Annotated in this window: 19 protein-coding genes and 3 tRNA genes; 2 read left to right on the top strand and 20 right to left on the bottom strand. The window is 73.9% G+C overall.

All coding sequences use genetic code 11. The annotated features are described in order from the left end of the window. Window positions 1–79: 79 nt before the first annotated feature. From leuS to ACIRD3_RS14870, 11 genes are all read right to left on the bottom strand, one after another. Window positions 80–2,968 (bottom strand): leucine--tRNA ligase, encoded by a 2,889-nt coding sequence (gene leuS / locus ACIRD3_RS14920; protein ID WP_402215760.1) that lies wholly within the window; start codon window positions 2,966–2,968, stop codon window positions 80–82. A 455-nt stretch (window positions 2,969–3,423) separates the two neighbouring features. Next, window positions 3,424–4,719: a hypothetical protein gene (locus ACIRD3_RS14915; RefSeq protein WP_402215757.1), complete on the bottom strand. Its 1,296-nt coding sequence runs from the start codon at window positions 4,717–4,719 to the stop codon at window positions 3,424–3,426. A gap of 98 nt (window positions 4,720–4,817) precedes the next feature. Then, window positions 4,818–4,890: transfer RNA gene (locus tag ACIRD3_RS14910), tRNA-Ala, on the bottom strand. Window positions 4,891–5,291: 401 nt separating this feature from the next. Next, window positions 5,292–5,364 (bottom strand) — tRNA-Ala (locus tag ACIRD3_RS14905). A gap of 43 nt (window positions 5,365–5,407) precedes the next feature. After that, window positions 5,408–5,480, bottom strand: a tRNA-Ala gene (locus ACIRD3_RS14900). A gap of 182 nt (window positions 5,481–5,662) precedes the next feature. Then, on the bottom strand, window positions 5,663–6,313 hold the full coding sequence (locus ACIRD3_RS14895; protein ID WP_402216340.1) for a histidine phosphatase family protein: 651 nt from the start codon (window positions 6,311–6,313) through the stop codon (window positions 5,663–5,665). Next, window positions 6,310–6,768 carry a ribosome silencing factor gene (gene rsfS, locus ACIRD3_RS14890; protein ID WP_402215755.1) on the bottom strand — a complete coding sequence of 153 codons (459 nt, stop codon included), beginning with the start codon at window positions 6,766–6,768 and terminating at the stop codon, window positions 6,310–6,312. The genes ACIRD3_RS14895 and rsfS overlap by 4 nt, the downstream gene beginning before the upstream one ends. A 138-nt stretch (window positions 6,769–6,906) precedes the next feature. Beyond that, window positions 6,907–8,823, bottom strand: coding sequence for an LCP family protein (locus tag ACIRD3_RS14885; protein ID WP_402215753.1), 1,917 nt, complete (start codon window positions 8,821–8,823; stop codon window positions 6,907–6,909). A 14-nt stretch (window positions 8,824–8,837) separates the two neighbouring features. Beyond that, complete coding sequence (nadD, locus tag ACIRD3_RS14880) at window positions 8,838–9,470, bottom strand: nicotinate-nucleotide adenylyltransferase (protein ID WP_402215750.1); 633 nt, start codon at window positions 9,468–9,470, stop codon at window positions 8,838–8,840. A 146-nt stretch (window positions 9,471–9,616) separates the two neighbouring features. Beyond that, window positions 9,617–9,772 (bottom strand): hypothetical protein, encoded by a 156-nt coding sequence (locus tag ACIRD3_RS14875; RefSeq protein ID WP_179852881.1) that lies wholly within the window; start codon window positions 9,770–9,772, stop codon window positions 9,617–9,619. Between the two features lie 201 nt (window positions 9,773–9,973). Next, on the bottom strand, window positions 9,974–10,120 hold the full coding sequence (locus tag ACIRD3_RS14870; RefSeq protein WP_360509512.1) for a hypothetical protein: 147 nt from the start codon (window positions 10,118–10,120) through the stop codon (window positions 9,974–9,976). A 248-nt stretch (window positions 10,121–10,368) separates the two neighbouring features. On the opposite strand from ACIRD3_RS14870, the gene ACIRD3_RS14865 reads away from it, so the two are divergent. Continuing rightward, window positions 10,369–11,478 carry a M48 family metallopeptidase gene (locus ACIRD3_RS14865; protein WP_402215746.1) on the top strand — a complete coding sequence of 370 codons (1,110 nt, stop codon included), beginning with the start codon at window positions 10,369–10,371 and terminating at the stop codon, window positions 11,476–11,478. Between the two features lie 128 nt (window positions 11,479–11,606). On the opposite strand, the gene ACIRD3_RS14860 is transcribed toward ACIRD3_RS14865, so the two are convergent. The 5 genes from ACIRD3_RS14860 to proB all read right to left on the bottom strand — a co-directional run bounded on the left by ACIRD3_RS14860 (window position 11,607) and on the right by proB (window position 17,008). Then, window positions 11,607–12,596, bottom strand: coding sequence for a hypothetical protein (locus ACIRD3_RS14860; RefSeq protein WP_402215744.1), 990 nt, complete (start codon window positions 12,594–12,596; stop codon window positions 11,607–11,609). Between the two features lie 240 nt (window positions 12,597–12,836). Continuing rightward, window positions 12,837–13,421, bottom strand: a complete 585-nt coding sequence (locus tag ACIRD3_RS14855; RefSeq protein ID WP_402215742.1) for a hypothetical protein — start codon at window positions 13,419–13,421, stop codon at window positions 12,837–12,839. A 157-nt stretch (window positions 13,422–13,578) separates the two neighbouring features. Next, window positions 13,579–14,901 (bottom strand): glutamate-5-semialdehyde dehydrogenase, encoded by a 1,323-nt coding sequence (locus tag ACIRD3_RS14850; RefSeq protein WP_402215739.1) that lies wholly within the window; start codon window positions 14,899–14,901, stop codon window positions 13,579–13,581. Between the two features lie 270 nt (window positions 14,902–15,171). Beyond that, window positions 15,172–15,696, bottom strand: a complete 525-nt coding sequence (locus tag ACIRD3_RS14845) for a hypothetical protein (protein ID WP_402215737.1) — start codon at window positions 15,694–15,696, stop codon at window positions 15,172–15,174. 175 nt (window positions 15,697–15,871) lie between these two features. Continuing rightward, a complete protein-coding gene (gene proB / locus ACIRD3_RS14840; protein WP_402215734.1) occupies window positions 15,872–17,008 on the bottom strand; it encodes a glutamate 5-kinase in 1,137 nt (378 codons plus the stop codon). A 312-nt stretch (window positions 17,009–17,320) separates the two neighbouring features. Here proB and ACIRD3_RS14835 point away from each other — a divergent pair, with 312 nt between their 5' ends. Beyond that, window positions 17,321–18,100 carry a hypothetical protein gene (locus ACIRD3_RS14835; protein ID WP_402215731.1) on the top strand — a complete coding sequence of 260 codons (780 nt, stop codon included), beginning with the start codon at window positions 17,321–17,323 and terminating at the stop codon, window positions 18,098–18,100. Window positions 18,101–18,184: 84 nt separating this feature from the next. Here the strand turns inward: ACIRD3_RS14835 and obgE are convergent, their stop codons facing one another. From obgE to ACIRD3_RS14815, 4 genes are all read right to left on the bottom strand, one after another. After that, window positions 18,185–19,666 carry a GTPase ObgE gene (gene obgE / locus ACIRD3_RS14830; protein ID WP_402215728.1) on the bottom strand — a complete coding sequence of 494 codons (1,482 nt, stop codon included), beginning with the start codon at window positions 19,664–19,666 and terminating at the stop codon, window positions 18,185–18,187. Between the two features lie 121 nt (window positions 19,667–19,787). Further along, window positions 19,788–20,045, bottom strand: a complete 258-nt coding sequence (gene rpmA / locus ACIRD3_RS14825; protein WP_030058248.1) for a 50S ribosomal protein L27 — start codon at window positions 20,043–20,045, stop codon at window positions 19,788–19,790. A gap of 14 nt (window positions 20,046–20,059) precedes the next feature. Further along, window positions 20,060–20,377 carry a 50S ribosomal protein L21 gene (gene rplU / locus ACIRD3_RS14820; RefSeq protein WP_045696828.1) on the bottom strand — a complete coding sequence of 106 codons (318 nt, stop codon included), beginning with the start codon at window positions 20,375–20,377 and terminating at the stop codon, window positions 20,060–20,062. A 228-nt stretch (window positions 20,378–20,605) separates the two neighbouring features. After that, entirely contained in the window at window positions 20,606–24,106 is a 3,501-nt protein-coding gene (locus tag ACIRD3_RS14815; RefSeq protein ID WP_402215724.1) for a ribonuclease E/G, read from the bottom strand. Window positions 24,107–24,422: the final 316 nt, after the last annotated feature.

The following is a 24,422-nucleotide window of genomic DNA, read 5'->3' as shown; positions in this document are numbered from 1 at the left end:
CGGGCGGACGCCCCGAAGGACGCCCGCCCGCTCACCAGACCCGAGCCCGGGCCTCACACCCGGGCCCAGGGCCGCACCATCAGCCCGTGACGATGTTCACCAGCTTCGGCGCCCGCGCGATCACCTTGCGCACCTCCGCGCCGCCGATCGCCGCGACCACCGCCGGGTCCGCCAGCGCCAGCGCCTCCAGCTCCGCGTCCGAGATGCTCGGCGCGACCTCCAGCCGGGCCTTCACCTTGCCCTTGATCTGCACCACGCAGGTCACCGCCTCGTCCACCACGTACGCCGGGTCGGCGACCGGGTAGTCGGTGTGCGCCAGCGATTCGCCGTGGCCCAGGCGGCGCCACAGCTCCTCGGCGATGTGCGGGGCCAGCGGGGCGACCATCAGCACCAGCTGCTCGGCCACGGCCCGCGGCGTGGAGCCGCGCTTGACCAGGAAGTTGTTCAGCTCGATCGCCTTGGCGACGGCCGTGTTGAAGCGCAGCCCGGCCATGTCGCCGCGGATGCCGTCGATCGCCTTGTGCAGGGCGCGCAGCGTGGCGTCGTCGGGCGTCTCCTCGGTGACGACCAGTTCGCCGCTGGTCTCCGAGACGATGTTGCGCCACAGCCGCTGCAGGAAGCGGTACGAGCCGACGACGGCGCGGGTGTCCCACGGGCGGGAGACGTCCAGCGGGCCCATCGACATCTCGTACAGGCGCAGCGTGTCGGCGCCGTACTCGTCGGCGATGTCGTCCGGCGCGACGGCGTTCTTCAGGGACTTGCCCATCTTCCCGGCCTCGCGCTTGACCGGCTCGCCCTGCCAGGAGTACTGGCCGTCGCGCTCCTCGACCTCGGCGGCGGGCACCGGGAAGCCGCGCTCGTCGCGGTAGACGTCGGCGGTGATCATGCCCTGGTTGAACAGCTTGTGGAACGGCTCGACGGACGAGACGTGGCCCAGGTCGTGCAGCACCTTGTGCCAGAAGCGCGCGTACAGCAGGTGCAGCACGGCGTGCTCGGCACCGCCGACGTACAGGTCGGCGCCGCCGGCCGGCTTGGTGTCCGTCGGGCCCAGCCAGTACTTCTCGTTGGCCGGGTCGACGACCTTCTCGGGGTTGGCCGGGTCGACGTAGCGCAGCTCGTACCAGCACGAACCCGCCCAGTTGGGCATGGTGTTGGTCTCGCGGCGGTACTTCTTCGGCCCGTCGCCCAGGTCCAGTTCGACGTTGACCCAGGCCTCGTTGCGCGACAGCGGGGTCTCGGGCGAGGAGCTGGAGTCGTACGCGTCGTAGGTGCGCGGCGAGTAGTCGTCGACCTCGGGGACCTCGACCGGCAGCATCGACTCGGGCAGCGCGTGCATGACGCCGTCCTCGTCGTAGACGATCGGGAAGGGCTCGCCCCAGTACCGCTGGCGGCTGAACAGCCAGTCGCGCAGGCGGTAGTTGACGGTGCCCTCGCCGATGCCGCGCTCGGCCAGCCAGCCGGTCACGCGGGCCTTGGCGTCGACGACGCTCAGCCCGTCCAGGGACAGGTCGCCCTGCTCCCGCGCGGAGTTGACGATGACGGAGTCGTAGGTGTCGAAGGCGTCGTCCCACTCGGCCGGGTCCGAGCCCCGGCCGTCGGTCGGCTCGACGACGCAGCGCATCGGCAGGGCGAAGGCGCGGGCGAAGGCGAAGTCGCGGTGGTCGTGGGCGGGAACGGCCATGATGGCGCCGGTGCCGTAGCCCATCAGCACGTAGTCGGCGATGAACACGGGGACGGACGCGCCGCTGACCGGGTTGACGGCGTAGGCGCCGGTGAAGACGCCGGTCTTGACCTTGGCCTCGACCTGGCGCTCGACGTCCGACTTGGCGGCGGCGGTGGCCCGGTAGGCGGCGACGGCCTCGGCGGGGGTGGCGGCGCCGCCGGTCCACTCGGCGGGCACGCCCTCCGGCCAGGCGGCGGGGACGATCGAGTCGACCAGGCCGTGCTCGGGGGCCAGCACCATGTAGGTGGCGCCGAACAGGGTGTCGGGGCGGGTGGTGAAGACGGTGATCTTCTGGTCACCGGGGGCGGCGAAGTCGACCCGGGCACCCTCGGAGCGCCCGATCCAGTTCCGCTGCTGCAGCTTGATGGCCTCGGGCCAGTCCAGCAGGTCCAGGTCCTCGATCAGCCGGTCGGAGTACGCGGTGATGCGCATCATCCACTGGCGCAGGTTGGACTTGAACACCGGGAAGTTGCCGCGCTCGGACCGGCCGTCCGCGGTGACCTCCTCGTTGGCCAGTACGGTGCCCAGGCCCGGGCACCAGTTGACCGGCACCTCCTTGGCGTACGCCAGGCGGAACTCGCCCAGCACCTCGTCGCGCTCGGCGGCGGACAGCGACGCCCACGGGCGGCCGTCCGGGGTCTGCCGCTCACCGGACTCGAACCGGGCGACCAGTTCGGCGATCGGACGGGCCTTGCGGGCGTCCTCGTCGTACCAGGAGTTGAAGATCTGCAGGAAGATCCACTGGGTCCAGCGGTAGTAGTCCGGGTCGATCGTGGAGATCGAGCGGCGCGGGTCGTGGCCCAGGCCCAGCCGGCGCAGCTGCTGGCGCATGTTGGCGATGTTGGCCTCGGTGGAGACCCGCGGGTGGGTGCCGGTCTGCACCGCGTACTGCTCGGCGGGCAGGCCGAAGGCGTCGTAGCCCAGCGTGTGCAGCACGTTGTGGCCGGTCATCCGCTGGTAGCGGGCGAAGACGTCGGTGGCGATGTAGCCCAGCGGGTGGCCGACGTGCAGGCCCGCACCCGAGGGGTACGGGAACATGTCCATGATGAAGCTGTGCGGCTTCGCGGCGACGTCACCGGCGGACGGGTCGGCCAGCGCACCGGTGGGGTTGGGGGCGTGGAAGGTGCCCTCCTTCTCCCAGAGGTCCTGCCAGCGGGACTCGATCTCGGCCGCCAGCGCGGCGCTGTACCGGAACGGCTCGGTCGCGGTCTCGGCCGCGCCGGACGCAGGGGTCGTCTCGCTCATGGTCCTTCAAGCTCCATCGGTGTCGGTTGGCGAACCGCGCAGGCGGCCGGCCCGTGGACCCGGCCCGGGACGGGATCGGGGGCGGAAAACAAAAAATCCCCTCGCAGGAGGGGACGCCACGCCGACTCCGGCACCGCCCGAGGGCTCAGCCGGTCCTGGTCAGCGCGGCCGGCTAAGGAGCAGGCGCACGGTTCGCATGGGCTCAGGGTACCGCAAGCGGTCCGGCCCCCTGCGGGGTATTCCACCGGGGGCGCCGCACGAGCGGCGCCCCCGCACCGCCCCTCCACCGCACGACCGGCGCCCGGAGGCCGGCCTCTCCGCCCCAACGGGCGGCGCCCGGAGGCCACCCCTCCGCCCCGCGAGAGCCCCGCCAGAACCGCGCCAGAGCCCCGCGCTAACCCCGCCAGAGCCCCTCAAGAGCCCCCGGAACACCCGGCGGCACCCCTACCGCAGCCTCACCGCGCCGCCGCCCGCCCCGCCGCGTCGAAGTCCCGCAGCGCCTTCGCCAGCCGTTCCGACTGCATCCCCGCCGCGAGCGAGCGCGCGAGCGCCGCGGTGCGCGCCGCCTCCCGCTGGTCGCCGAGCCGCCGGTGGGTCTCGGCGAGGCGCACCATCAGCAGCGCCTTGGAGCGCGCCCGCCCCGGCCCGAGCCCGGCCACCGCCTCGGCGAGCAGCGCCTTGGCCAGCCGGTACTGGCCGAGCGCCAGCCGCCCCTCCCCCACCATGCCGGCGAGCGAGGCGCGGGCCTCCTCGGTGCCGGGCACGCCGTCGAGTTCGGCGAACGCCCTGCGGGCGGCACCCTCGGCCCGTTCCGGCTCGTCCCGGCGGCCGTACGCCCGGGCGAGCCGGCCGAGCTGGCGGGCCCGTCCGGTGGCGCTCAGCGCCGCCCCGTGGGTGTCCAGGGCGCCCTCCAGTGCGGAGACGGCGTCCAGCCCGCGGCCGCCCGGGCCCTGGGTGGCGAGCACCACCAGCGCGCCGAGCACGGAGACTCCGAGCCGGGCGTCGCCGCTGACGTGGGCGGCCCGCAGCGCGGCGACGAAGGCGCGCTGCGCGGCGGCGTCGTGGCCGAGGTCGTAGGCGGCCCAGCCGGCCAGCCGGGCGAGCCTGCTGGCCGTGCCGTACAGCTCGCGGCCCAGTCGTTCGTCGTACGCGCCGAGTTCCAGCAGCTTGGCGAGCATGGCGAGTTCGGCCCGGACGGGGCCGAGGACGAGGCCGCCGCCGCAGGACCGTTCGAGCCGCTGCTTGCTGCGGTAGGACAGGCCGAGTTCGCCGACCAGCGCGGCTTCGACGCGCAGCGCGCCCTCGCCGCCCCCGACGGGCGGGGGCGGCGAGCCGAGGCGGGCGGCGGCCTGGTCGAGGTCGGCGTTGCGGAAGAGGTCGGTGAGGCGGACCGGGCCGGCGTCGGTGGCGGCCTCGCGCAGCGCGGTCTGGGCGGTGTCGGCGGTCCACGGGTCGGTGAGCAGCCGGGGCGAGAGGATCTTGGCGCCGCGGTGGCCGCCCATCCGGCCCCAGAGCTGCTCGTAGGTGACGGCGATGCCGAGGGTGCGGCTGAGCACCTCGCAGACCGCCTGGTCGTGCGGGCTGCGCGGGACCATGCCGCGGTCGCGCCACTTGTACGGGGCGGTGGAGCTGATGGCCAGGCCCGGTGGCAGCGCGAGGCTCACCTCGCGGGCGAGTCGTTCCGGACTCCAGCCGAGCTGGTGGAGTATCCGGGCCAGCTCCTCGTTCCGCCTTCGCTCCAGATCGGCCATGGCACGACGGTAGCGGGATTCCGGGTCCTCCCGCCGGTGGCCCGGGGGAAACGGCGGAGAGCCGCCCCCCGTTTCCGGGAGGCGGCTCTCGACTGCTGTGGAGCTATGGGGAATTGAACCCCAGACCTCTTGCATGCCATGCAAGCGCTCTACCAACTGAGCTATAGCCCCTTGACCTGCGTGTCACCGGGGGGTTTCGGTCGTTTCCTTCCGGTTTCCCTCGGCGACATCGACTACTTTACACGGTCCTGGGCGTGCTCCTGAAATCCGTTTCCCGGCCCCTCCCCCACCGCCCCGAGCCGCCCTCGCGCACCCGGTCCCCGGCGGACCCGACCCGCGCAGGACCCCGACGCGAAGCCCGGCCCCCGGCTCGAAGCCCGAAGCCCGAAGCCCGAAGCCCGGCGCCCGACCGGAAGCCCGGCTCCCGCGCGCCGACCCGACCGCCCCAGCCCCCGGGTCGGGAACCGCCGCGCCGGCAGCCGGCAGTCGTCGGCCGCCCCAGCCAGGAGCCGCCAATCGCCGCAAATGCCGGAAGGCCGCCACCCGTTGGGTGACGGCCTTCCGAACTGCTGTGGAGCTATGGGGAATTGAACCCCAGACCTCTTGCATGCCATGCAAGCGCTCTACCAACTGAGCTATAGCCCCGCGACACGGGCGACCCTGGCTGACCACGACCGCCGATGCGGAGTGGAGCTATGGGGAATCGAACCCCAGACCTCTTGCATGCCATGCAAGCGCTCTACCAACTGAGCTATAGCCCCGCACTCATCGGATCTCCCGCTTCCCTTCCGGGCCGCGTTCCTTCCGTGCGAACGAGGAAGACTCTAGCTGGTCAGGGCCGGAACTGCGAAATCCGCTCCTTGGGGAATCCCGCGGACCCGCGTTCCACCCCCTCACCCGCACCCCGCGCAGCGCGCCCGGGTGCCGGCTCAGGGGTCCCGCCTCAGGTGTCGTCGCCGATGACCGGCTGCGGGAGCGTGCCCGCGTTGTGCTCCAGCAGGCGCCAGCCGCGCGCCCCCCGGCCGAGCACCGACCAGCAGCAGTTGGACAGCCCGCCGAAGCACTCCCACTGGGCCGGCTCCAGGTCCAGCAGCCGTCCGAGCATGGTGCGGATCGTCCCGCCGTGGCTGACCACGACCAGCGTCCCGTTCTCCGGCAGCTTGGCGGCGGCCTCCAGGACCACCGGCACCGAGCGGTCGGCGACCTCGGTGGCGAGTTCGCCGCCACCGCCGCGCCGCACCGGCTCACCGGCGGCCCAGGCCGCGTACTCCTCCGGGAAGCGCTCGCGGATCTCGGCGTTGGTCAGACCCTGCCAGGAGCCCGCGTACGTCTCCCGCAGGCCCTCGTGGTGCGTCACGTCCAGCCCGGTGACCCTGGCCAGTTCGTCGGCGGTGCGCCGGGCACGCTTGAGGTCGGAGGAGATCAGCAGGTCGGGGCGGAGCCCGGAGAGCAGCCGGGCCGCCCGCTGGGCCTGCAGGACGCCCTGGCCGGTCAGCTCGATGTCCGTGGTGCCCTGGAACCGCGATTCGAGGTTCCAGGACGTCTGGCCGTGCCGCCAGAAGACGATGCGCGGGCCTCGCGCGCCGCGGCTCAGTGCAGGTCCTCGGGCTTGCCGAAGTCGTCGGCCGGGGCGACGGCGTTGCCGGCCTGGTCGGTGTGGGCGTCGGGGCGGTTGCGCGAGGCCAGGGCGTCCTCGGGCAGCGGAAGCTCGGGGCAGTCCTTCCAGAGCCGGTCGAGCGAGTAGAAGGAGCGCTCCTCGGAGTGCTGGACGTGCACGACGATGTCCAGGTAGTCGAGCAGGATCCAGCGGCCCTCGCGCTCGCCCTCGCGGCGCACCGGCTTGATGTCCAGCTGCTCGCGCAGCTGGTCCTCGATCTCCTCGGCGATCGAGCGGACCTGGCGGTCGTTGTTCGCGGAGGCGATCAGGAAGGCGTCGGTGATCGACAGCACCTCGCTGACGTCGAAGGCGATGATGTTGTGCGCGAGCTTGTCGGCCGCCGCCTGCGCGGCGACGGTGATGAGCTGCTGGCTGTGGTCGGTGACGGTCACGGTGTTCTTCCGGCTCGGCGGCTTGGGGCGGCGCCCCGGCGCAGGGCCGGGGTCGCCTTCCAGGATCTCACGCCGCCCGGGCGGGCCCGGAACCGATTTCCGGGCCCGCCCGGGCCGCCGCGCCGACTCCCGCCGCGCCTACTGGTTCTTCGGCGCCTGGTAGTCCTTGCCCAGCACGACCAGCAGGTCCGCGTTCTGGGTGTCCCCGGTCACCTTCTTCACCGCCGTGTCCGGCAGGCCGAGGCTGGTCGCCAGCGACTTGGCCGCGCCCTGCCGGGCGTCGTCGGTGTAGCGGATCTCACTGGTGGCCTGCGCGGCCGTCTTGGCACCGCCCGGGATGAACGTCAGGCCCGAGTTGACGATCTGGACCTGCGCGGCGGCGGCCGCCGCGTCGTTGCCGCTGGCGTCCTGGAGCGCGACCCGGGCCGGGGCGTCGCCCGCGGCCGCGGACTTCACGGTGCCGCCGAGCACGTCCTTGACCTGCTTGCCCGCGGTCGCCTCGTCCAGGGTGCCGTCCGGCTTGACGGTCAGCGCCGTGGTGCCGAAGTGGCCGTCCTTCGCCTGCTGGGCGAGCTGGGCCAGCACTCCGGCCAGGGCGTCCTCGGGCAGCGAGGGGTCGAGCACCGCGTTCATCCGGTGCACGTCGTCCTTGGCGTCCTTGAACTCGGTCGGCATGGTGCGCACCACCGCGTCCATGACCTGCCCGAACCGGGCGAGCTGGGCGTCCCGGCTCTCCCCGGGGTTCTGCAGCGTGGCGTAGGCGACCGCGGCCTTTCCGCTGAGCAGGGTGTTCTTCCCAGCCGCGGACAGCAGCTTGCCGTCCGGCTTGCCGCCCTCGTGGGTCTCGGCGTTGGTGTCCACCCGGACGCCGCCGAGCTGGGAGACCAGCAGTTCCAGGTACGGGGTGTCCAGCCGCCAGGTGCCGGCCACCGGGGCACCGAGCACGGTGGACAGGCCGTCGCGGGTCGCGGAGGCGCCGACGGCGTCCATGGCCTGGCCGACGGTGGTGACCGGCGGGTCGCCGGGGCCGGGCAGCCGCAGGTTGTCGGGCAGCAGCAGCACGGTGCCCTTCTTCCCGGAGGCGTCGTCGACCAGCAGCGCGCTGGACACCTTGCCCTGCAGGTCGCGCAGGTGGACGACGTTGACCTGGCGCCCGCCGGCCGCGGCGGCAGCGGTCGGCTTGTCGCCGGTGAACCACAGGTAGCCGCCGACGCCGCCCGCCGCGAGCGCCAGCACCACGCCGAGGCCGATCAGCCGGTTGCGCAGCTTGCGGCGGCGCTCGGCGCGCACCTCGCTGCGCGACTCGGCGAACTTGAGCCAGTCGATGACGTCCTCGGTCTCCTCCGCCTCCTCGTCGACGAAGGTGAACTCACCCGTGGTGTAGCTGTCCTTGGGCGCCTTGCTCCCGGCCTTGCCGCGCGCTCCGGCGACCTGCTCGGACGGCGCCTCGGGCTTGGCCGGCCCGGCCTCCGCCGCGGTCCTGGCCGCCCGCGGGCGCGGCGGCACGGCGGCGGGCGCGGGCGCAGCGGGTGCCGCGGGGGCAGCGGGGGCGACGGGGGCCGCAGCGGCCTCCGGCTCGGCGACGGCCGGAGCGGCGGCGGCCTGGTACGGCTGCTGGTAGCCCTGGCACCCCTGCTGCTGGTAGCCGTACGGGTCCTGGGCGTACACCGGCTGCCCGTACTGGTCGTACTGCGGCTGCCCGTACGACTCGTACGGCTCGTACGACTGCTGCTGCGCGAACTGCCCGGTCTGCCCGCCCTGCTGGTACCCGTCGTACCCCTGCTGCCCGTGCTGCCCGTGCTGTCCCTGGTACCCCTGCTGCTGGTAGCCGTACGGGTCCTGGGCGTACACCGGCTGCCCGTACTGGTCGTACTGCGGCTGCTCGTACGACTCGTAGGACTGCTGCGGGTGCTGCTGCGGGTGCTGCTGATAACCCTGGCCCTGGCCCTGCCCCTGGCCCTGCCCCTGGCCCTGCCCCTGGCCCTGGTACGGCTGCTGGTACTGCCCGGTGGACCAGTCCTCCGGCCGCTGCTGGCCGCCGCTGCGTTCGGTCATGCGCCGCTCCTGGCTCAGGTCCCGCGCGGCGCGTACAGCGCCCGCTTGTCGATGTAGCGGACCACGCCGTCCGGGACGAGGTACCAGACCGGCTCGCCCTTGGCGACCCGGTTGCGGCAGTCCGTGGAGGAGATGGCCAACGCCGGGACCTCCACCAGGGAGACCCCGCCCACCGGAAGCCCGGCGTCCGACAGAGTGTGCCCCGGGCGGGTGCATCCGATGAAGTGGGCCAGCGAGAAGAGTTCGTCGGAGTCGCGCCAGGACAGGATCTGGGCGAGCGCGTCGGCGCCGGTGATGAAGAAGAGGTCGGCGTCCGGGTGCAGGGCGTGCAGGTCGCGCAGGGTGTCGACGGTGTAGGTCGGGCCCTCGCGGTCGATGTCGATCCGGCTGACCGAGAACTGCGGGTTCTCGGCGGTGGCGATGACCGTCATCAGGTAGCGGTCCTCGGCCGGGGTGACGTGCCGGTCGCTCTTCTGCCACGGCTGCCCGGTCGGGACGAAGATCACCTCGTCCAGGTGGAACGCGCTCGCGACCTCACTGGCGGCGACGAGGTGGCCGTGGTGGATCGGGTCGAAGGTGCCGCCCATCACGCCGAGCCGCCTCTTCAGCGGTACCGGTCCGCCGGAATTCCCGGCCTGCTCTCCCATGCCGCCACACCTTACGCGACACCCGTTACGGTGCGGGAACGCCCGGGTGGGGGTCGTCCGCAGACCCGGTGGGGGTTGTCCGCAGACGCGTCGGGGAGCGGCCGGCCGGTGGGCCGGGCGCTCCCCGATCAGTCCGCGGAACGGGCTCAGCGGTCCCGGTTGAAGCGGGTGGTGATGAAGAGCAGGAGCAGCAGGATGAACAGCGCGGCGCCACCCGTCAGGGCCGGGTTCAGGCTGTCGTGGTTGCCCCCCTCGCCCTCGGCGAGCAGGTTCAGAACGGGGAGTGCGGCGGCAGTGTTCATGGTCGGCGGGACCTTCTCGGCTCGGTGAACGGACCTGGGGGGTTGTTCCGGGCCGGTGAGGGCCCACCCGTCATCGTACGGGGGGTCACACGGCAACCGCTCGGCGGCCCACCGCCGCTGACCGGGCGTGAACCGGGGCCTGCGGCGGGGGCCTGACCACCGGGCGGGGAGCCCGTCCCGGGGGGAGGGAGCCCGTCCGTCCTAGTTGCCGCGGAAGGCCCGGGCCATGAGCCAGACCAGCAGGCCGATGCCCACGAAGGACGCGATCACGATGATCCGCAGGAAGAGGCCCGGCCCGGCCTCGTCGGAGATGGGCGCGGCCAGGCTGACAAGCGTGTCGGTGGACATTGCGGGGCTCCTCGAACTGCTCGGTACCGCGGCCGGGTCCGGTCTCGGTGGTCCAGGGCATTCAGGGTAAACCGGCCTCACACCGGCGTCGCCCACCGGCCCCTGTGGCGCGCTCGGGCCCCCGCGTACGCTGACCCCGGGGACGAGTACGCAACCACGGACGTTGCACAGACAGTCGTTTCAGGCGAAGACCAGCGGGGGGCCGGCCAGCGGGCCGCAGCCGCCGTCGACCAGGAGGTACTCACACCATGACCGACCCGACCGTGAAGGCCCCGAGCCGCCGCCGCGAGCGCTTCCCCGGGATCTCCACCCGCGCCTGGGAGCACCCGGCGGACCGCTCCGCGCTGGTCGCCCTGCGCAAGCTGACCGGTTTCGACGACGTCCTGAAGAAGCTCGCCGGGCTGGTCTCCGAGCGCTCGATCCGGCTGATGTTCCTGGCCACCGCGGTCAAGACCTCCGAGCGCCAGTTCCCCGAGCTCCACAGCATGGTGCGCGACGCGGCCTACGTGCTCGACCTGGAGCGGGTCCCGGACCTGTACGTGACCCAGGACCCGGCCGTCAACGCGTTCACCATCGGCATCGACACCCCGATCATCGTGATCACCAGCGGCCTGGTCGAACTGCTCGACGAGGAGGAGCTGCGCTCGGTCATCGGCCACGAGGTCGGCCACGCGATGTCCGGCCACGCCGTCTACCGGACGATGCTGATGATCCTCACCAACATCGCCACCCGGATCGCCTGGGTGCCGCTCGGCAACCTGGCGATCATGGCCATCGTCACCGCGCTCAAGGAGTGGTTCCGCAAGGCGGAGCTGTCCAGCGACCGGGCGGGCCTGCTCGCCGGGCAGGACCTCCAGGCGTCCATGCGGGCCCTGATGAAGCTGGCCGGCGGGCACAACCTGGCCGAGATGAACGTCGACGCCTTCCTGGAGCAGGCGGAGGAGTACGAGAAGGCCGGCGACCTGCGCGACGGCGTGCTCAAGCTGCTCCAGGTGCTGCCGCAGACGCACCCCTTCGCGGTGGTCCGGGTGGCCCAGCTGAAGAAGTGGGCGGAGAGCGACGAGTACCGCTCGATCATGACGGGCGCCTACCCGCGCCGCGCGGACGACCGGGACACCTCGGTCGGCGAGCAGTGGAAGGCCGCCGCCGACCACTACACGACCTCGGTGAAGGAGAGCAAGGACCCGCTGATGGGCCTGCTCCGGGACGTGGCCGGCGGTGCCGCGACGGTGGGCGGCAAGCTCCGCGACACCTTCACCGGCGCCGGCACCCGTAGCGGTTCCAACGGCGCGAACGGCTCGAACGGCTCGAACGGCTCCAGCGGGCCGTCCGGCTCGTCCGACCGCGGCGAGGGCTGACCCCGAGCGGCCGGTGATCCCCGCGTAGCCGGCCCCTGAGAGCAGCACGGCGGCCGGTGACCCACCCGGGTCACCGGCCGCCGTGCTGTCCCGATCCGTCCGCAAGCCCCCGGCCCGCCCGGAGGAGCTCAGCTCCCCGCCAGCACCCCGCACACCTGCCAGCCCGGCCGGGCGTGGTTGCCGGGGTCGACCGCCGTCGGCGGCGCGACCACCGTGCCCTGCGCGGTGGCCAGCACCGGCTGCAGGAAGCCCGCCATGGAGGTGCCGCAGGGCGCGGGCCCGGCCTGCAGCACCGAGTCCACCAGCCGCAGCTGCGCGGAGGCCAGGTCGATCCGGTCGAACTGGAAGGTCAGCTGCCGCCGGACGGTCGCCAGGGTGACCGGCGCTCCGGCCGGGGCTCCGGCGGGCTTCAGCGCGTAGACGAAGGTGTGGTCGGTGGTGATCTGCAGCGTCCCGCTGTCCGCCTCGTCGATCCGCATCGCGCCGACCACCTTCACGGTGTCCGCGGCCAGCGCGACCTGCGCCGGGTCGAAGCGCACCATCCAGCCGGTCACCGCGTGGTGCCGGTCGTCCACCGGCTGGGTCACGCTCTCGTCGAACTCCGCCTGCTCACCGGGTGTGACGAAGGCCCGCACGTCCGCGGTGGCGCCCTGGACGAGGGTGGCGGGGGCCAGCGAGGAGGCGACCAGGTAGCGCTGGACGGTGTCGAGGGCCTTGGTCACCTCGACCCGGCTGAAGTGCTCGGTGGGCGCCCCGGTCGGGGTGTTCAGTCCGATCGTGCCGTCCCCGTACCCGGCCGGCAGCGCGGCGAAGGGGTTCGCCGGATCGGCGACCGGGTGGACGGCCGAAGCGGGGCTCAACGCGACCAGGCTGACGGTCAGTTGGCTGCCCTCGGGCCGGGCCGGGGCGCCCTTCGGGGAGGTGACGCCGAAGTACACCGCGGCCCCGAAGGCGATCAGGATGAGCAGCAGCAGGGCGAGCGCCTGGCGCGGGACGCTGCCCAGCGGGCCGAGCCGCACCCGCTGCCGGGTGGCCTTGCCGAAGGAGCCCGCCAGCCGCTCCCGGGCGGACAGTTCCTGGATCCGGGCAGCCCGGACGAACGATTCGTCGAAGACCACGGACCGGAATTCGTCGTCGTTTCCGGAACCGCCCTCGGGCGTACCCTCAGGAGGCTCTCGCGGGTCACCCATAACACCAGGGTAGGCGGACACCCGCGCCGCCACGAGAGTCCCGGCGCAGATTCCCGGAGACGCTCCGTGACCACCCGCCCCGGGCGCACTCCCGCACGCCACCGAGCCCGCCACCGAGTCCGGTGGTGCGCCCCGGAACGGCGGGGCCCACGCCCGCAGGCGCCTGCCCTAGCCGGCCGGGGCGGTGGCCGCCAGCGACGGCTCGGCCGGCGCGGGGCCCGGGTCCACCCCGGCGCTGCTGCTGCCGGACTCCGGCCTGCGGGGCGTGCCCGCCGAGCCGCCCACGCCCTGGTAGACCGCCGCGACCGCCACCGCGACCAGGCTCACGCCCATGATCACGGCGAGTACCCAGGCCACCGGCCGGTGCCAGCGCTGCTGGGCCACGTACCGGCCGCGCCCGCGCACCGGGTCGTAGCCGCGCCGCCACCCCCGCCGGCCCCGGCGGTCGGTCGCCCGGCCGGGTCCCGACCAGGGATCGGGGTAGTGGTGGTCCTCGTCGAGTCCGCTCGGGTACGGGCGCAGCTCCAGCGGCAGCCCGTCCCCGGCCGAGACGTCATAGCCCCAGCCCGGCCCCGCGGCGTCCGGCTCGAACCGGGCCTCGGCGGCGGCGAGTTGCCGCTCCTTGGCGGTCGGCTCGTGCACGGCGGCGGACCGGACGAAGGCCTCATCGAAGACCACGGTGGCGAACTCGTCGTCCGCACCACCGTGGTCGGCGCCGTCGGGGTACGGCAAGCCCCCCACATCCTCAGCCACGGATTCAGCGTATTACCGGGCGGGCGTTTTGTCTGTGGCTCCCGGCAGTTGGTCCGTCACACGTGTGACGCCCCTGCGCGGTCCCCGCCCCGCGGCCGGGGTCGCGGCGCCGTTCCCGGCGGGAACGCTGGGCCGGCGCCGTTCCCGGCTGGAACCCTCAGCCGGCGTCCGGGGTCCCGCCCACGGTCTGCGTCGCCTCGCCCCGCACGTGCCCGTCACCGGTGACGATGTACTTGGTGCTGGTCAGCTCGGGCAGGCCCATCGGGCCGCGGGCGTGCAGCTTCTGGGTGGAGATGCCGATCTCCGCGCCGAAGCCGAACTCGCTGCCGTCGGTGAAGCGGGTGGAGGCGTTGACGGCCACCGTGGTCGAGTCGACCAACCGGGTGAAGCGTCGGGCGGCGGCCTGCGAGGTGGTGACGATCGCCTCGGTGTGGCCGGAGGACCAGCGGCGGATGTGCTCGACGGCGGCCTCCAGCGAGGGCACCACGGCCGCGGCCAGGTCCAGCGAGAGGTACTCGGCGCCCCAGTCCTCGTCGGTCGCGGGCAGCACGGTGGCCGGGCCGCCCTCGGCGGCCTTGAGCACCGCCTCGTCGCCGTGCACGGTCACTCCGGCCTCGGCCAGGGCGGCGAGCGCGAGCGGCAGGAAGGCGTCCGCCACGTCCTGGTGGACCAGCAGCGTCTCGGCGGAGTTGCAGACGCTGACCCGCTGCGCCTTGGAGTTCAGCAGGATGCCGACGGCCATCGCGAGGTCGGTCTCGGCGTCCACGTACACGTGGCAGTTGCCGGTGCCGGTCTCGATCACCGGAACGGTCGAGCCCTCGACGACGGTGCGGATCAGCGAGGCTCCGCCGCGCGGGATCAGCACGTCGACGAGGCCGCGGGCGCGCATCAGCTCCTGCACGGAGTCGCGGCTCTCCCCCGGCACCAGCTGGACGACGTCGGCGGGCAGCCCGGCCGCGACGACGGCGTCCCGCAGGACGGCGACCATCGCGGTGTTGGAGCGGTAGGCCGAGGCCGAACCGCGCAGCAGGACCGCGTTGCCGGACTTGAGGCAGAGCGCGGCGGCGTCGGCGGTGACGTTCGGGCGGGCCTCGTAGATGATGCCGACCACGCCGAGCGGCACCCGCACCTGCCGCACGTCCAGGCCGTTCGGCAGGGTGTAGCCGCGCACCACCTCGCCGACCGGGTCGGGCAGGCCGACCACGTCGCGCACGTCGGAGGCGATCGCGGCGATCCGCTCGTCGGTCAGGGTCAGCCGGTCGATCACCGACTCCGGCGTCCCGGCCTCCCGGGCCCGGGCCACGTCCTCGGCGTTGGCCGCGAGGATCTCGGCGCTGCGGGCGACCAGCGCGTCCGCGATCGCCAGCAGCGCGGCGTCCTTCGCCTTGCGCGGCAGCGGGGCGAGCGCGGCGGCGGCCTCCCGGGCTCGGCGCGCTACGGCGAGGACGGGGCTGTCGGCGGTGGAGAGATCGCTGGTCATGCCGCCAAGGGTAGCGACTGCGCCCGCCCCGCCGGTCCGCATTTCGCCCGGTGAGACACGGCTGCCGCCGCCCGTCGGGGCCGGTCGGTCCGGGTCGTCCGGAGGCGTCCACGCCCGCGCCGGCTCCGCGCGCACGCGCCCCGCCCACCCCGAAGAGGATCACGCCCCGCCCACCCCGAAGAAGCACGCGCCGGGCTCACGCCGGAACGCCCGCCCGGGCTCGCTCACCCCGGGATCCTCACGCCCCGCTCGCCCCGGGCACGCCCCGGCTCAGTACGGGTGCACCCCGCCCAGGTGCGGCGGCGGCGTGCCGAAGCCCTCCGCCACCCGCTTGTGGTACGTCGCCCGGTCGACCACCTCCAGCCCGACGATCTCCCACGGCGGCAGGTTCGCGGTGACCTTGTGCTCGCCCCACAGCCGCAGCGCGATCGCCGCCGCGTCGTGCAGGTCCCGGGCCTGTTCCCAGTACCGGATCTCGGCGTGGTCGGCCGCGTAGCGGGCGGTCAGGAAGAACGAGTGGTCGTGCGCCAGCTGTTCCAGCGAGGCCCGCAGCGAGGACAGCGGGGTGACCTGCCCGGCCACGCTGAGCACCACGTGCCACAGCCGTGCCTGTTCGGGCACCGTGGGCGGGTCGGCCGCGTCCGCGCGCTGGGGCCGCTGCCTGCGCATCCCGGCGGGTCCCTGCGGCGGCGGACCGGCCGGCTCGGCGGGGCCGTCCCCGCGCCCGCCGTCGATACTGGTCAGCCGCCGGCCCGCCGTCCCTCCGGTCAGCGCTGCCTCGCGCCTGCGTTCCACCGGCGGCCTCCTGTTCGGCGATCTCGTGTCGTCCCCCACCGGCCCCGCCGGCCCTCGGCCGACCGGTACGGCTGCGCCCCTCCTCGCCCCTGGCCGGGGCCGCTCCCGGTACGGAGCGGCCCGCCGTCCGCACTGCGCCGATCGGCCGGCGGCCGGTGCCGGCCCGCCGGGCCGGTCAGCCGCGCAGAACGACCAGGTCGTCGCGGTGGACGACCTCGCGCTCGTACCCGGCGCCGAACTCCTGGGCCAGGTCGCGGGTGGACCGGCCGAGCAGGCGGGGCAACTCCCTCGCATCAAAGTTGACCAGTCCGCGAGCCACGATGTGGCCGTTTTCGGCAAGAAGGTCCACCGGATCACCCGCGGCGAAGTCCCCGTCGACCTTGGTGACCCCGGCCGGCAGCAGCGAGGCGCCGCCGGAGACGACGGCGTCGACGGCGCCCGCGTCCAGGTGCAGGGCGCCGCGCGGGCTGCTGGCGTGGGCGAGCCAGAGCATCCGGTCCGAGGTGCGGGCACCGGTGCGCAGGAAGAGGGTGCCGGTGGGGCGGCCGGCCAGCGCGTCGGCGGCGTGGCTGGCCGCGGTGAGGACCACCGGGATGCCCGCGCCGGTGGCGATCCGGGCCGCCTCGACCTTGGTGACCATGCCGCCGGTGCCGACCCCGGCCTTGCCGGCGCTGCCGATCTCGATGCCGTCGAGGTCGTGCGGGCCGGTGACCCGGGCGATCCGGCTGGTGCCGGGGCGGGACGGGTCGCCGTCGTAGAGGCCGTCCACGTCGGAGAGCAGGACCAGCAGGTCGGCCCGGACGAGGTGGGCGACGAGTGCGGCGAGCCGGTCGTTGTCGCCGAACTTGATTTCGGCGGTGGCGACGGTGTCGTTCTCGTTGACGATCGGCATCGCACCCATCGCCAGCAGCTGGTCCAGGGTGCGGTAGGCGTTGCGGTAGTGGGCGCGCCGGCTGGCGTCCTCGGCCGTCAGCAGCACCTGGCCGACCCGGATGCCGTACCGGGCGAAGGAGGCGGTGTACCGGGCGACGAGCAGTCCCTGGCCGACGCTGGCGGCGGCCTGCTGGCGGGCCAGGTCCTTGGGCCGCTTGTCCAGGCCGAGCGGGGCGAGTCCGGCGGCGATGGCACCGGAGGAGACGAGCACGACCTCCGGGGCCCCCGGGCGGTTGCGCACCTTGGCGAGTGCGTCGACGAGTGCGTCGACGCGGTCGGCGTCCAGGCCGCCGGCCGCCGTGGTGAGTGAGGAGGAACCGACCTTGACCACGATCCGCCGTGCGGTCAGCACCTCCTCCCGCAGAGAGTCCTCGGTCATCTCGCTGTACGCCTTTCCGGTGTGGTGCGGGTACGGCGGACCGGGGCCCGGCCGTCACCCCCGAAATCTACGCGATTCGCGCGGGTCTCCCGCAGGCCGTTTCACCGGCTGGACCCGGCCTGGTCACGGGCTTGCCACAGCCCGTACACCAATCCGGATGGCTGGTATGGTCCCTGACCGAAAGCCAGATCGGGGGACGGCTTCTTGCCCGCTGGACCCATTTCTCTTCGACCCTGCTGTCACGAGGGGGCGGCGCCGCACTGGGCAGGCCGGCAACGGTTCGCGGTCGCGCGCCCAGGAGAAAAGCGCATCATGCGTTCGTACACCACCAAGCTCACCGTCGCCGCCCTGGCCGCGGCCACCGCCCTGTCCCTCGCCGCCTGCGGCCCGGACAACGCCGACCCGGCCGCCCCGTCGGGCGGCTCCACCGGTGCCGCCCCTGCGCCGACCGGTGGCGCCCCGGGCGCCACCGCGGGGACCACCGCCGGGGGCGCGGCCACCGGGGGCGCGGCCGGCGGCTCGACCGCCGCCCCGTCGGGTGCGGCCACCGGCGGGGCAGCCGGCGCGGCCACGGGCGGGGCCGCCACGGCCGGCGCCGCGGGCGGCGGTGCCGGGGCCGGCAAGCTGCCGCAGGCCGGCGCCTCGGTGAAGTTCGGTCAGGCCGCCACCGTGGACTTCGTCGACAAGACCTCGAACACCAACGCCAAGCTGGAGTTCACCGTCACCGGCGTCGTCCCGGGCTCGCTGCAGGACTTCCAGGACGCCAAGGCCAACACCACCGGCCTGGAGGGCCGGGCACTGTTCTACGTCAGCTGGACCATGAAGAACCTCGGGGACACCAAGCTGACCTTCAGCGCCCCCGACTCCAAGCTGAAGGCCTACGACGCCGCCGGCAACACCGCGATGTTCGCCAACCCGGTCGCCTCGGTCAAGATCCCCAAGTGCAACACCCCGAGCTTCTCGGGTGCCACCAAGGGCGTCGAGTTCAAGGGCTGCGACATCGTCAGCTTCGCGGCCGGCGGCTCCCCGGTGATGATCGGCTACGGCGACTCCACCGACATCACCAAGGTCCAGGCCGCCTGGACCAAGTGACGCCCCGTCACCGCCTGCCACGCGCACGGCCCCCGCCACCCGGAGAGGTGACGGGGGCCGTGCGCGTCAGGCGGCCCGACGGGCTCAGTAGTCCTCGTCGTCGTCGCCCTCGATGGCGGACTGGCGGCCGCTGGACAGCGCCTCGAAGGCGAGGAACTCGGCCTCGGCCGCGTCCCGGCCCTTCTGCTTCTCACGACGGCGGTCGACCGCCGGGCGGGGGGACTCGAAGCGGTGGTCCTCACCGCGGCGGCCGAGCATCTCGGCACCGGCGGCCATGGTCGGCTCCCAGTCGAAGACGACGGCGTTCTCCTCGGGGCCGATGATGACGGTGTCGCCCTCCTGCGCCCCGACCTTCCACAGCTGCTCCTCGACACCGAGGCGGGCCAGCCGGTCCGCGAGGTAGCCGACGGCCTCGTCGTTGGCGAAGTCGGTCTGGCGGACCCAGCGCTCCGGCTTGACGCCGCGGATGCGGTAGGCGCCGTCCTCTTCGGTGATGGTGAAGCCCGCGTCGTCGACGGCCTTGGGCCGCAGCACGATCCGGGTGGACTCCTCGGCCGGCTTGGCGGCGCGAGCCTCGGCGACGATCCCGGCCATCGCGAAGCTCAGCTCGCGCAGGCCCTTGCGGGAGGCGGCGGAGACCTCGAACACCCGGTAGCCGCGCTCCTCCAGGGAGGCGCGGGTCAGGTCGGCGATGTCCTGGCCGTCCGGCACGTCGACCTTGTTGAGCGCGACCAGCCGCGGGCGGTCGTCCAGGCCGCCGTACTCGGAGAGCTCGGCCTCGATGGTCTCCAGGTCGGTCAGCGGGTCGCGGCCGGGCTCCAGGGTGGCGCAGTCCAGCACGTGCACCAGCACCGAGCAGCGCTCGACGTGCCGCAGGAACTCCAGGCCGAGGCCGCGGCCCTGGCTGGCGCCCGGGATCAGGCCGGGCACGTCGGCGATGGTGTAGACGGTGTCGCCCGCGGTGACCACGCCGAGGTTGGGGATCAGGGTGGTGAACGGGTAGTCCGCGATCTTCGGCTTGGCCGCGGAGAGCACCGAGATCAGCGAGGACTTGCCGGCGCTCGGGTAGCCCACCAGGGCCACGTCGGCGACGGACTTGAGCTCCATCACGATGTCGCGGGCCTCGCCGGGCTCGCCGAGCAGCGCGAAGCCGGGCGCCTTGCGGCGGGCCGAGGCCAGCGCGGCGTTGCCGAGGCCGCCGCGGCCGCCCTGGGCGGCGACGAAGCTGGTGCCGTGCCCGACCAGGTCGGCCAGCACGTTGCCCTTGCGGTCCAGCACCACGGTGCCGTCCGGCACCAGCAGGACGAGGTCCTCGCCGTCGGCGCCGGTGCGGTTGCCGCCCGCGCCCGGCTTGCCGTTGGTGGCCTTGCGCTTGGGCGAGTGGTGGTACTCGAGCAGGGTGGTGACCTGCGAGTCCACGGTGAGGATGACGCTGCCGCCCTCACCGCCGTTGCCGCCGTCCGGGCCGCCGAGCGGCTTGAACTTCTCGCGGTGCACGGAGGCGCAGCCGTGGCCCCCGTTACCCGCGGCGACGTGAAGTTCGACGCGGTCCACGAAGGTGGTCATGGGTGTGCCTCCAGTGCGCGAGAGTCTGCTTGCTACCTGCGTAAAGCGTGAAGGGTGGACCGGAGAATTCCGGCCCACCCCTCACTGTGAGTCTTTATACGACTCGGGAGTCCGCGGGGACTCAGGCCTCGACGGCCACGATGTTGACGACCTTGCGGCCGCGGCGGTTGCCGAACTGCACGGCACCGGCGGTCAGCGCGAACAGGGTGTCGTCGCCACCGCGACCGACGCCCGCACCCGGGTGGAAGTGGGTGCCACGCTGGCGGACGAGGATCTCGCCGGCCGAGACGACCTGGCCGCCGAAGCGCTTCACGCCGAGGCGCTGGGCGTTCGAGTCACGGCCGTTACGGGTAGAGCTTGCGCCCTTCTTGTGTGCCATATCTCGCTAACCCCTTACTTGCTGACCGAGTCGATGCTGGTGATGCGCACCGCGGTGTGCTGCTGGCGGTGGCCCTGACGGCGGCGGTAGCCGGTCTTGTTCTTGTAACGCAGGATGACGATCTTGTCACCCTTGGTCTGGTCGACCACCTCGGCGTGAGCCTTCACGCCGGCCAGGACCCACGGGTCGGAGGTGACGGCGTCACCGTCGACGACCAGGATGGTCGAGAGCTCGACCGAGTCACCCGGCTTGGCCTCGATACGGTCGATCTCCAGCACGTCGCCCACGGCGACCTTGTGCTGGCGGCCGCCTGCGCGAACGATCGCGTACATGCGGTACCTGCTTTCCTTGCTCGGTCGGAACCCCCGACGCCAGCCACCTGGGTACGGACACAGGAGCCTCTTCCCGGTTCTCCGCGCGGACGCGGCGACCTCGGGAAGGTGATGTGCTCGGGAGCATGGCGTAGACACGCCGATGGTCAAGAATACGGACCGGCCGCCCCAGGGGCAAACCGGCCCGTACGGCCCGGGGCGGGATGGCTCCCGCCCCGGGCGTGGGCACTACTCGGCCGCCGTATCACCCTCGGCGGCCGCGGCCTTCTTGGCCGCCGCGCTGGTCCGCTTGGTGGCGGTCTTGCGGGCGGTGGTCTTCTTGGCCGCCGTCGTCGTCTTCTTGGCGGCGGTCTTCTTCGCGGCGGTCTTGCGGGCGGCCCGCTTCTTCGGCGCCGGTGCCTCCTCGGCAGCGGCCTCCTCGGCCGGGGCCTCGGCGGCGGGAGCCTCGGCGGCCTCCGTGACCGGGGTCTCGACGACCGCGGCCTCCGCGACGACGACCGGCTCGCCCGGCGCCTCGGCGGCGGCCTCGGCGGCGGCTGCCGCGACGGCCGGGGCGGCGGCCTCCAGGGCCGCCTCCAGCGCCGCCTCGGCCTTCGCCTGCAGCACCACGATCTCAGCGGTGTCCGGGGACCCGGCCGGAGCCGTGGCCTTGCGCACCGCGCGGCGGCGCGGACGGCCCGCCGGAGCGGCCGGCGCGGCCTCCGTGACGACCGGCGCCTCGACGACCGGAGCCACCTCGGCGGCCTCGGCGGCCTCGACGCCCGGGACCTCCAGGGCCAGCTGGCCCTCGATCTCCTCGCGCACCGGCTCCGCCGCCTCCTCGACGGCCTCCACGGCCACCGACTCGGCCACCGCGGCCTCGACGGCCTGCGGCTCCTCGTGACCCGCGCCGCCCTTGCCCCGGCGACGGCGCTTGCCGCCGCCCGAGGCCGCCTCGCCCGCCGGGGCGGACGGGGCGTGGACGTGGGCGCTCGGCTGCTCCATGTGGACGATCACACCGCGGCCGTTGCAGTGCACGCAGGGCTCGGAGAAGGACTCCAGCAGGCCCTGGCCCACCCGCTTGCGGGTCATCTGGACCAGGCCCAGCGAGGTGACCTCGGCCACCTGGTGCTTGGTCCGGTCCCGGCCCAGGCACTCCAGCAGGCGGCGCAGCACCAGGTCGCGGTTGGACTCCAGCACCATGTCGATGAAGTCGATCACGATGATGCCGCCGAGGTCGCGCAGCCGCAGCTGGCGCACGATCTCCTCGGCCGCCTCGATGTTGTTCCGGGTGACCGTCTCCTCCAGGTTGCCGCCCTGGCCGACGAACTTCCCGGTGTTGACGTCGATGACGACCATCGCCTCGGTGCGGTCGATCACCAGCGACCCGCCGCTGGGCAGCCAGACCTTGCGGTCCAGCGCCTTCATCAGCTGCTCGTCGATCCGGTAGGTGGCGAACACGTCCACCTCGGAGGTCCACCGCTGGAGCCGCTCGGCGAGGTCCGGGGCCACGTTGGAGACGTACTCGTGGATGGTCTTCCACGCCTCGTCGCCGGAGACGATGACCTTGGTGAAGTCCTCGTTGAAGATGTCGCGGACGACCCGGACGGTCATGTCCGGCTCGCCGTAGAGCAGCGCCGGGGCGTTGCCGGTCGCGGCCTTCTTCTGGATGTCCTCCCACTGCTGCTGCAGCCGCTGGACGTCGCGGGTCAGCTCCTCCTCGGAGGCGCCCTCGGCGGCGGTGCGCACGATAACGCCCGCGTCGTCCGGGACGATCTTCTTGAGGATCTGCTTCAGACGCGCGCGCTCGTTCTCCGGCAGCTTGCGCGAGATGCCGGTCATCGAGCCCTCGGGCACGTACACCAGGTAGCGGCCGGGCAGCGAGATCTGGCTGGTCAGGCGGGCGCCCTTGTGGCCGATCGGGTCCTTGGAGACCTGCACCAGCACGGACTGGCCGGACTTCAGCACCGACTCGATCCGGCGCGGGCCGCCGTGGCCGCCCAGCGCGCCGAAGTTGACCTCACCGGCGTACAGCACCGCGTTGCGGCCCTTGCCGATGTCGACGAACGCGGCCTCCATCGACGGCAGCACGTTCTGGACCTTGCCCAGGTAGACGTTGCCGACGTACGAGGTGGCCTGCTCCTTGTTGACGTAGTGCTCGACCAGCACGCCGTCCTCGAGGACGCCGATCTGGGTGCGCTGGCCGTTCTGGCGCACCACCATGACGCGCTCGACCGACTCGCGGCGGGCCAGGAACTCGGCCTCGGTGATGATCGGCACCCGGCGGCGGCCCAGCTCGCGGCCCTCGCGGCGGCGCTGCTTCTTCGCCTCCAGACGGGTCGAGCCCTTGATGGACTGCACCTCGTCCGGGTCGAAGGACGGCTCGGTGGAGCGGCGGCGCGGCTCGCGCACCTTCACGACCGTGCGGACGCCGTCCTCGGTGGTCTCGGCGGTCTCGACGGCGCCGGCCTCACCGCTGCGGCGGCGACGGCGGCGGCGACGACGCGAGGAGGACAGGCCGGCGGCCAGGTCGTCGTCCTCGTCGCCCTCCTCCTCGGCGGCCTCGGCCGGCTCCTCGGCGGCGGGCTGCTCGGCCTCGACGGCCTCGGCGGCCTCGAACTCCTCGGCCTCGCCACGGCGGCGGCGACGGCCGCCCCGGCGGCGACGGCGCGACGGACGGCCGTCCTCCTCCCACTCGCCCTCGGTCTCCGGACCGGCGGCGGGGGCCTCGACGGCGGGCGCCTCGACGGCCGGCGTCTCGACCGGGGCCTCGACGACGGGGGCGGGAGCGGGCGCGGCCACCGGCTTGCGGCGGGTCGACTCGACCCGGGCACGGACCCGGCGGCGGCGGCCGACGCCGCTGTACTCGTACTCGTCCTCCTCGGCACGCTCGGCCGCGGCCGCGGCCGGGGCCTCGACCGGCGCCGGGGCGGCGGCGGGCTGCTGCTGCGCGGGCGCCACGTAGGGGGCCGGCTCCTGGAAGACCGGGGCCTGGAAGACGGCGGTGGCCGGGCGGACGGCGCGGCGGCGCACCCGGTGGTGCGGCTCGGCCTCGGCGGCCGGGGCGGGCGCGGCGGCCGGCTCGGCGGCGGCCGGGGCGGCCTCCTCCTCGGGCTCCTCCGCGACGGCGGGCTCCTCGGCCTGCGGTTCCTCGGCGGCGGGCTCCTCGACCGGGGCCTCGACGACCGGCGCGGCCTCGACCACGCGACGGCGGCGCGGGCGGCGGGCCGGAGCGGCGGGGGCCTCCTCGGCCGCCGGCTCGGCGGCGACGGGGGCGGGGGCCTCGACGGCCGGCGCCTCCACGGCGGGGGCCTCGGCCTCGGCGGTGGCGGGCGCTCCGGCCGGGGCCTCGGCGCGCTTGCGGGCGCGGCGGGCCCGGACCGGCTTCTCCGCCACCGGCTCGGCGGCGGCCTCGGCCGGGGCCGCTGCGGCCTCCGGCGCGGCGACCACGATCGCGGTCGCCTCGGGCGCTCCGGCCGGGGCCTCGGCGCGCTTGCGGGTCCGGCGGGCCCGGACCGGCTTCTCGGCCACCGGCTCGGCGGCGGCCGGGGCGGCCTCGGCCGTCGGCGCCTCGGCCGGCAGCACGGTCTCGGCCGCCTCGGCGGCCGCGCCCTGCGGGGTGCCCGCCGGGCGGGAGACCGCGCGGCGACGACGGCGCGGCGGCGCGGCGGACGCGCCCTCGCCACCGGTCGCGGCGGAGTCGTTCGGTTCCGTGGCCGCAGTCTGCTGCGGATCGGTGTTATCGAGCATGCGGGTGGATCTCCCGTCAGGCCCCCGGGCTCCGCATCCGGGCACGGCACGGCACCTGTGGGGCGGCCGGCATCCAGGGGATGCCCGGGCCGGACCCGTTCACGGTGCCGCCGCGCGGACGCGAGGCCGCACAGGGGCTCGTAGTCTCGCTCGGCGCCCCGCGCTCGGCGGGGTGTCGAAAGTCTTCTGGTCTGACCAGTCTTCTGAAGGTTTTCCCAAGCTGCGCCGTCCCCCAACCCCGGGTGGCTCCCGGACGGGGTCCCGGGCCAACCGGCCGTCCTGGCCGGCAGGCCCCGGGTGGCAGGCCTGTGCTGCG

The organism is Kitasatospora sp. NPDC093550 (genome assembly GCF_044764985.1).
Lineage (GTDB): Bacteria > Actinomycetota > Actinomycetes > Streptomycetales > Streptomycetaceae > Kitasatospora.
The sequence above is the reverse complement of the archived record's forward strand: the minus strand, read 5'-3'. Positions and strand labels throughout refer to the sequence as shown.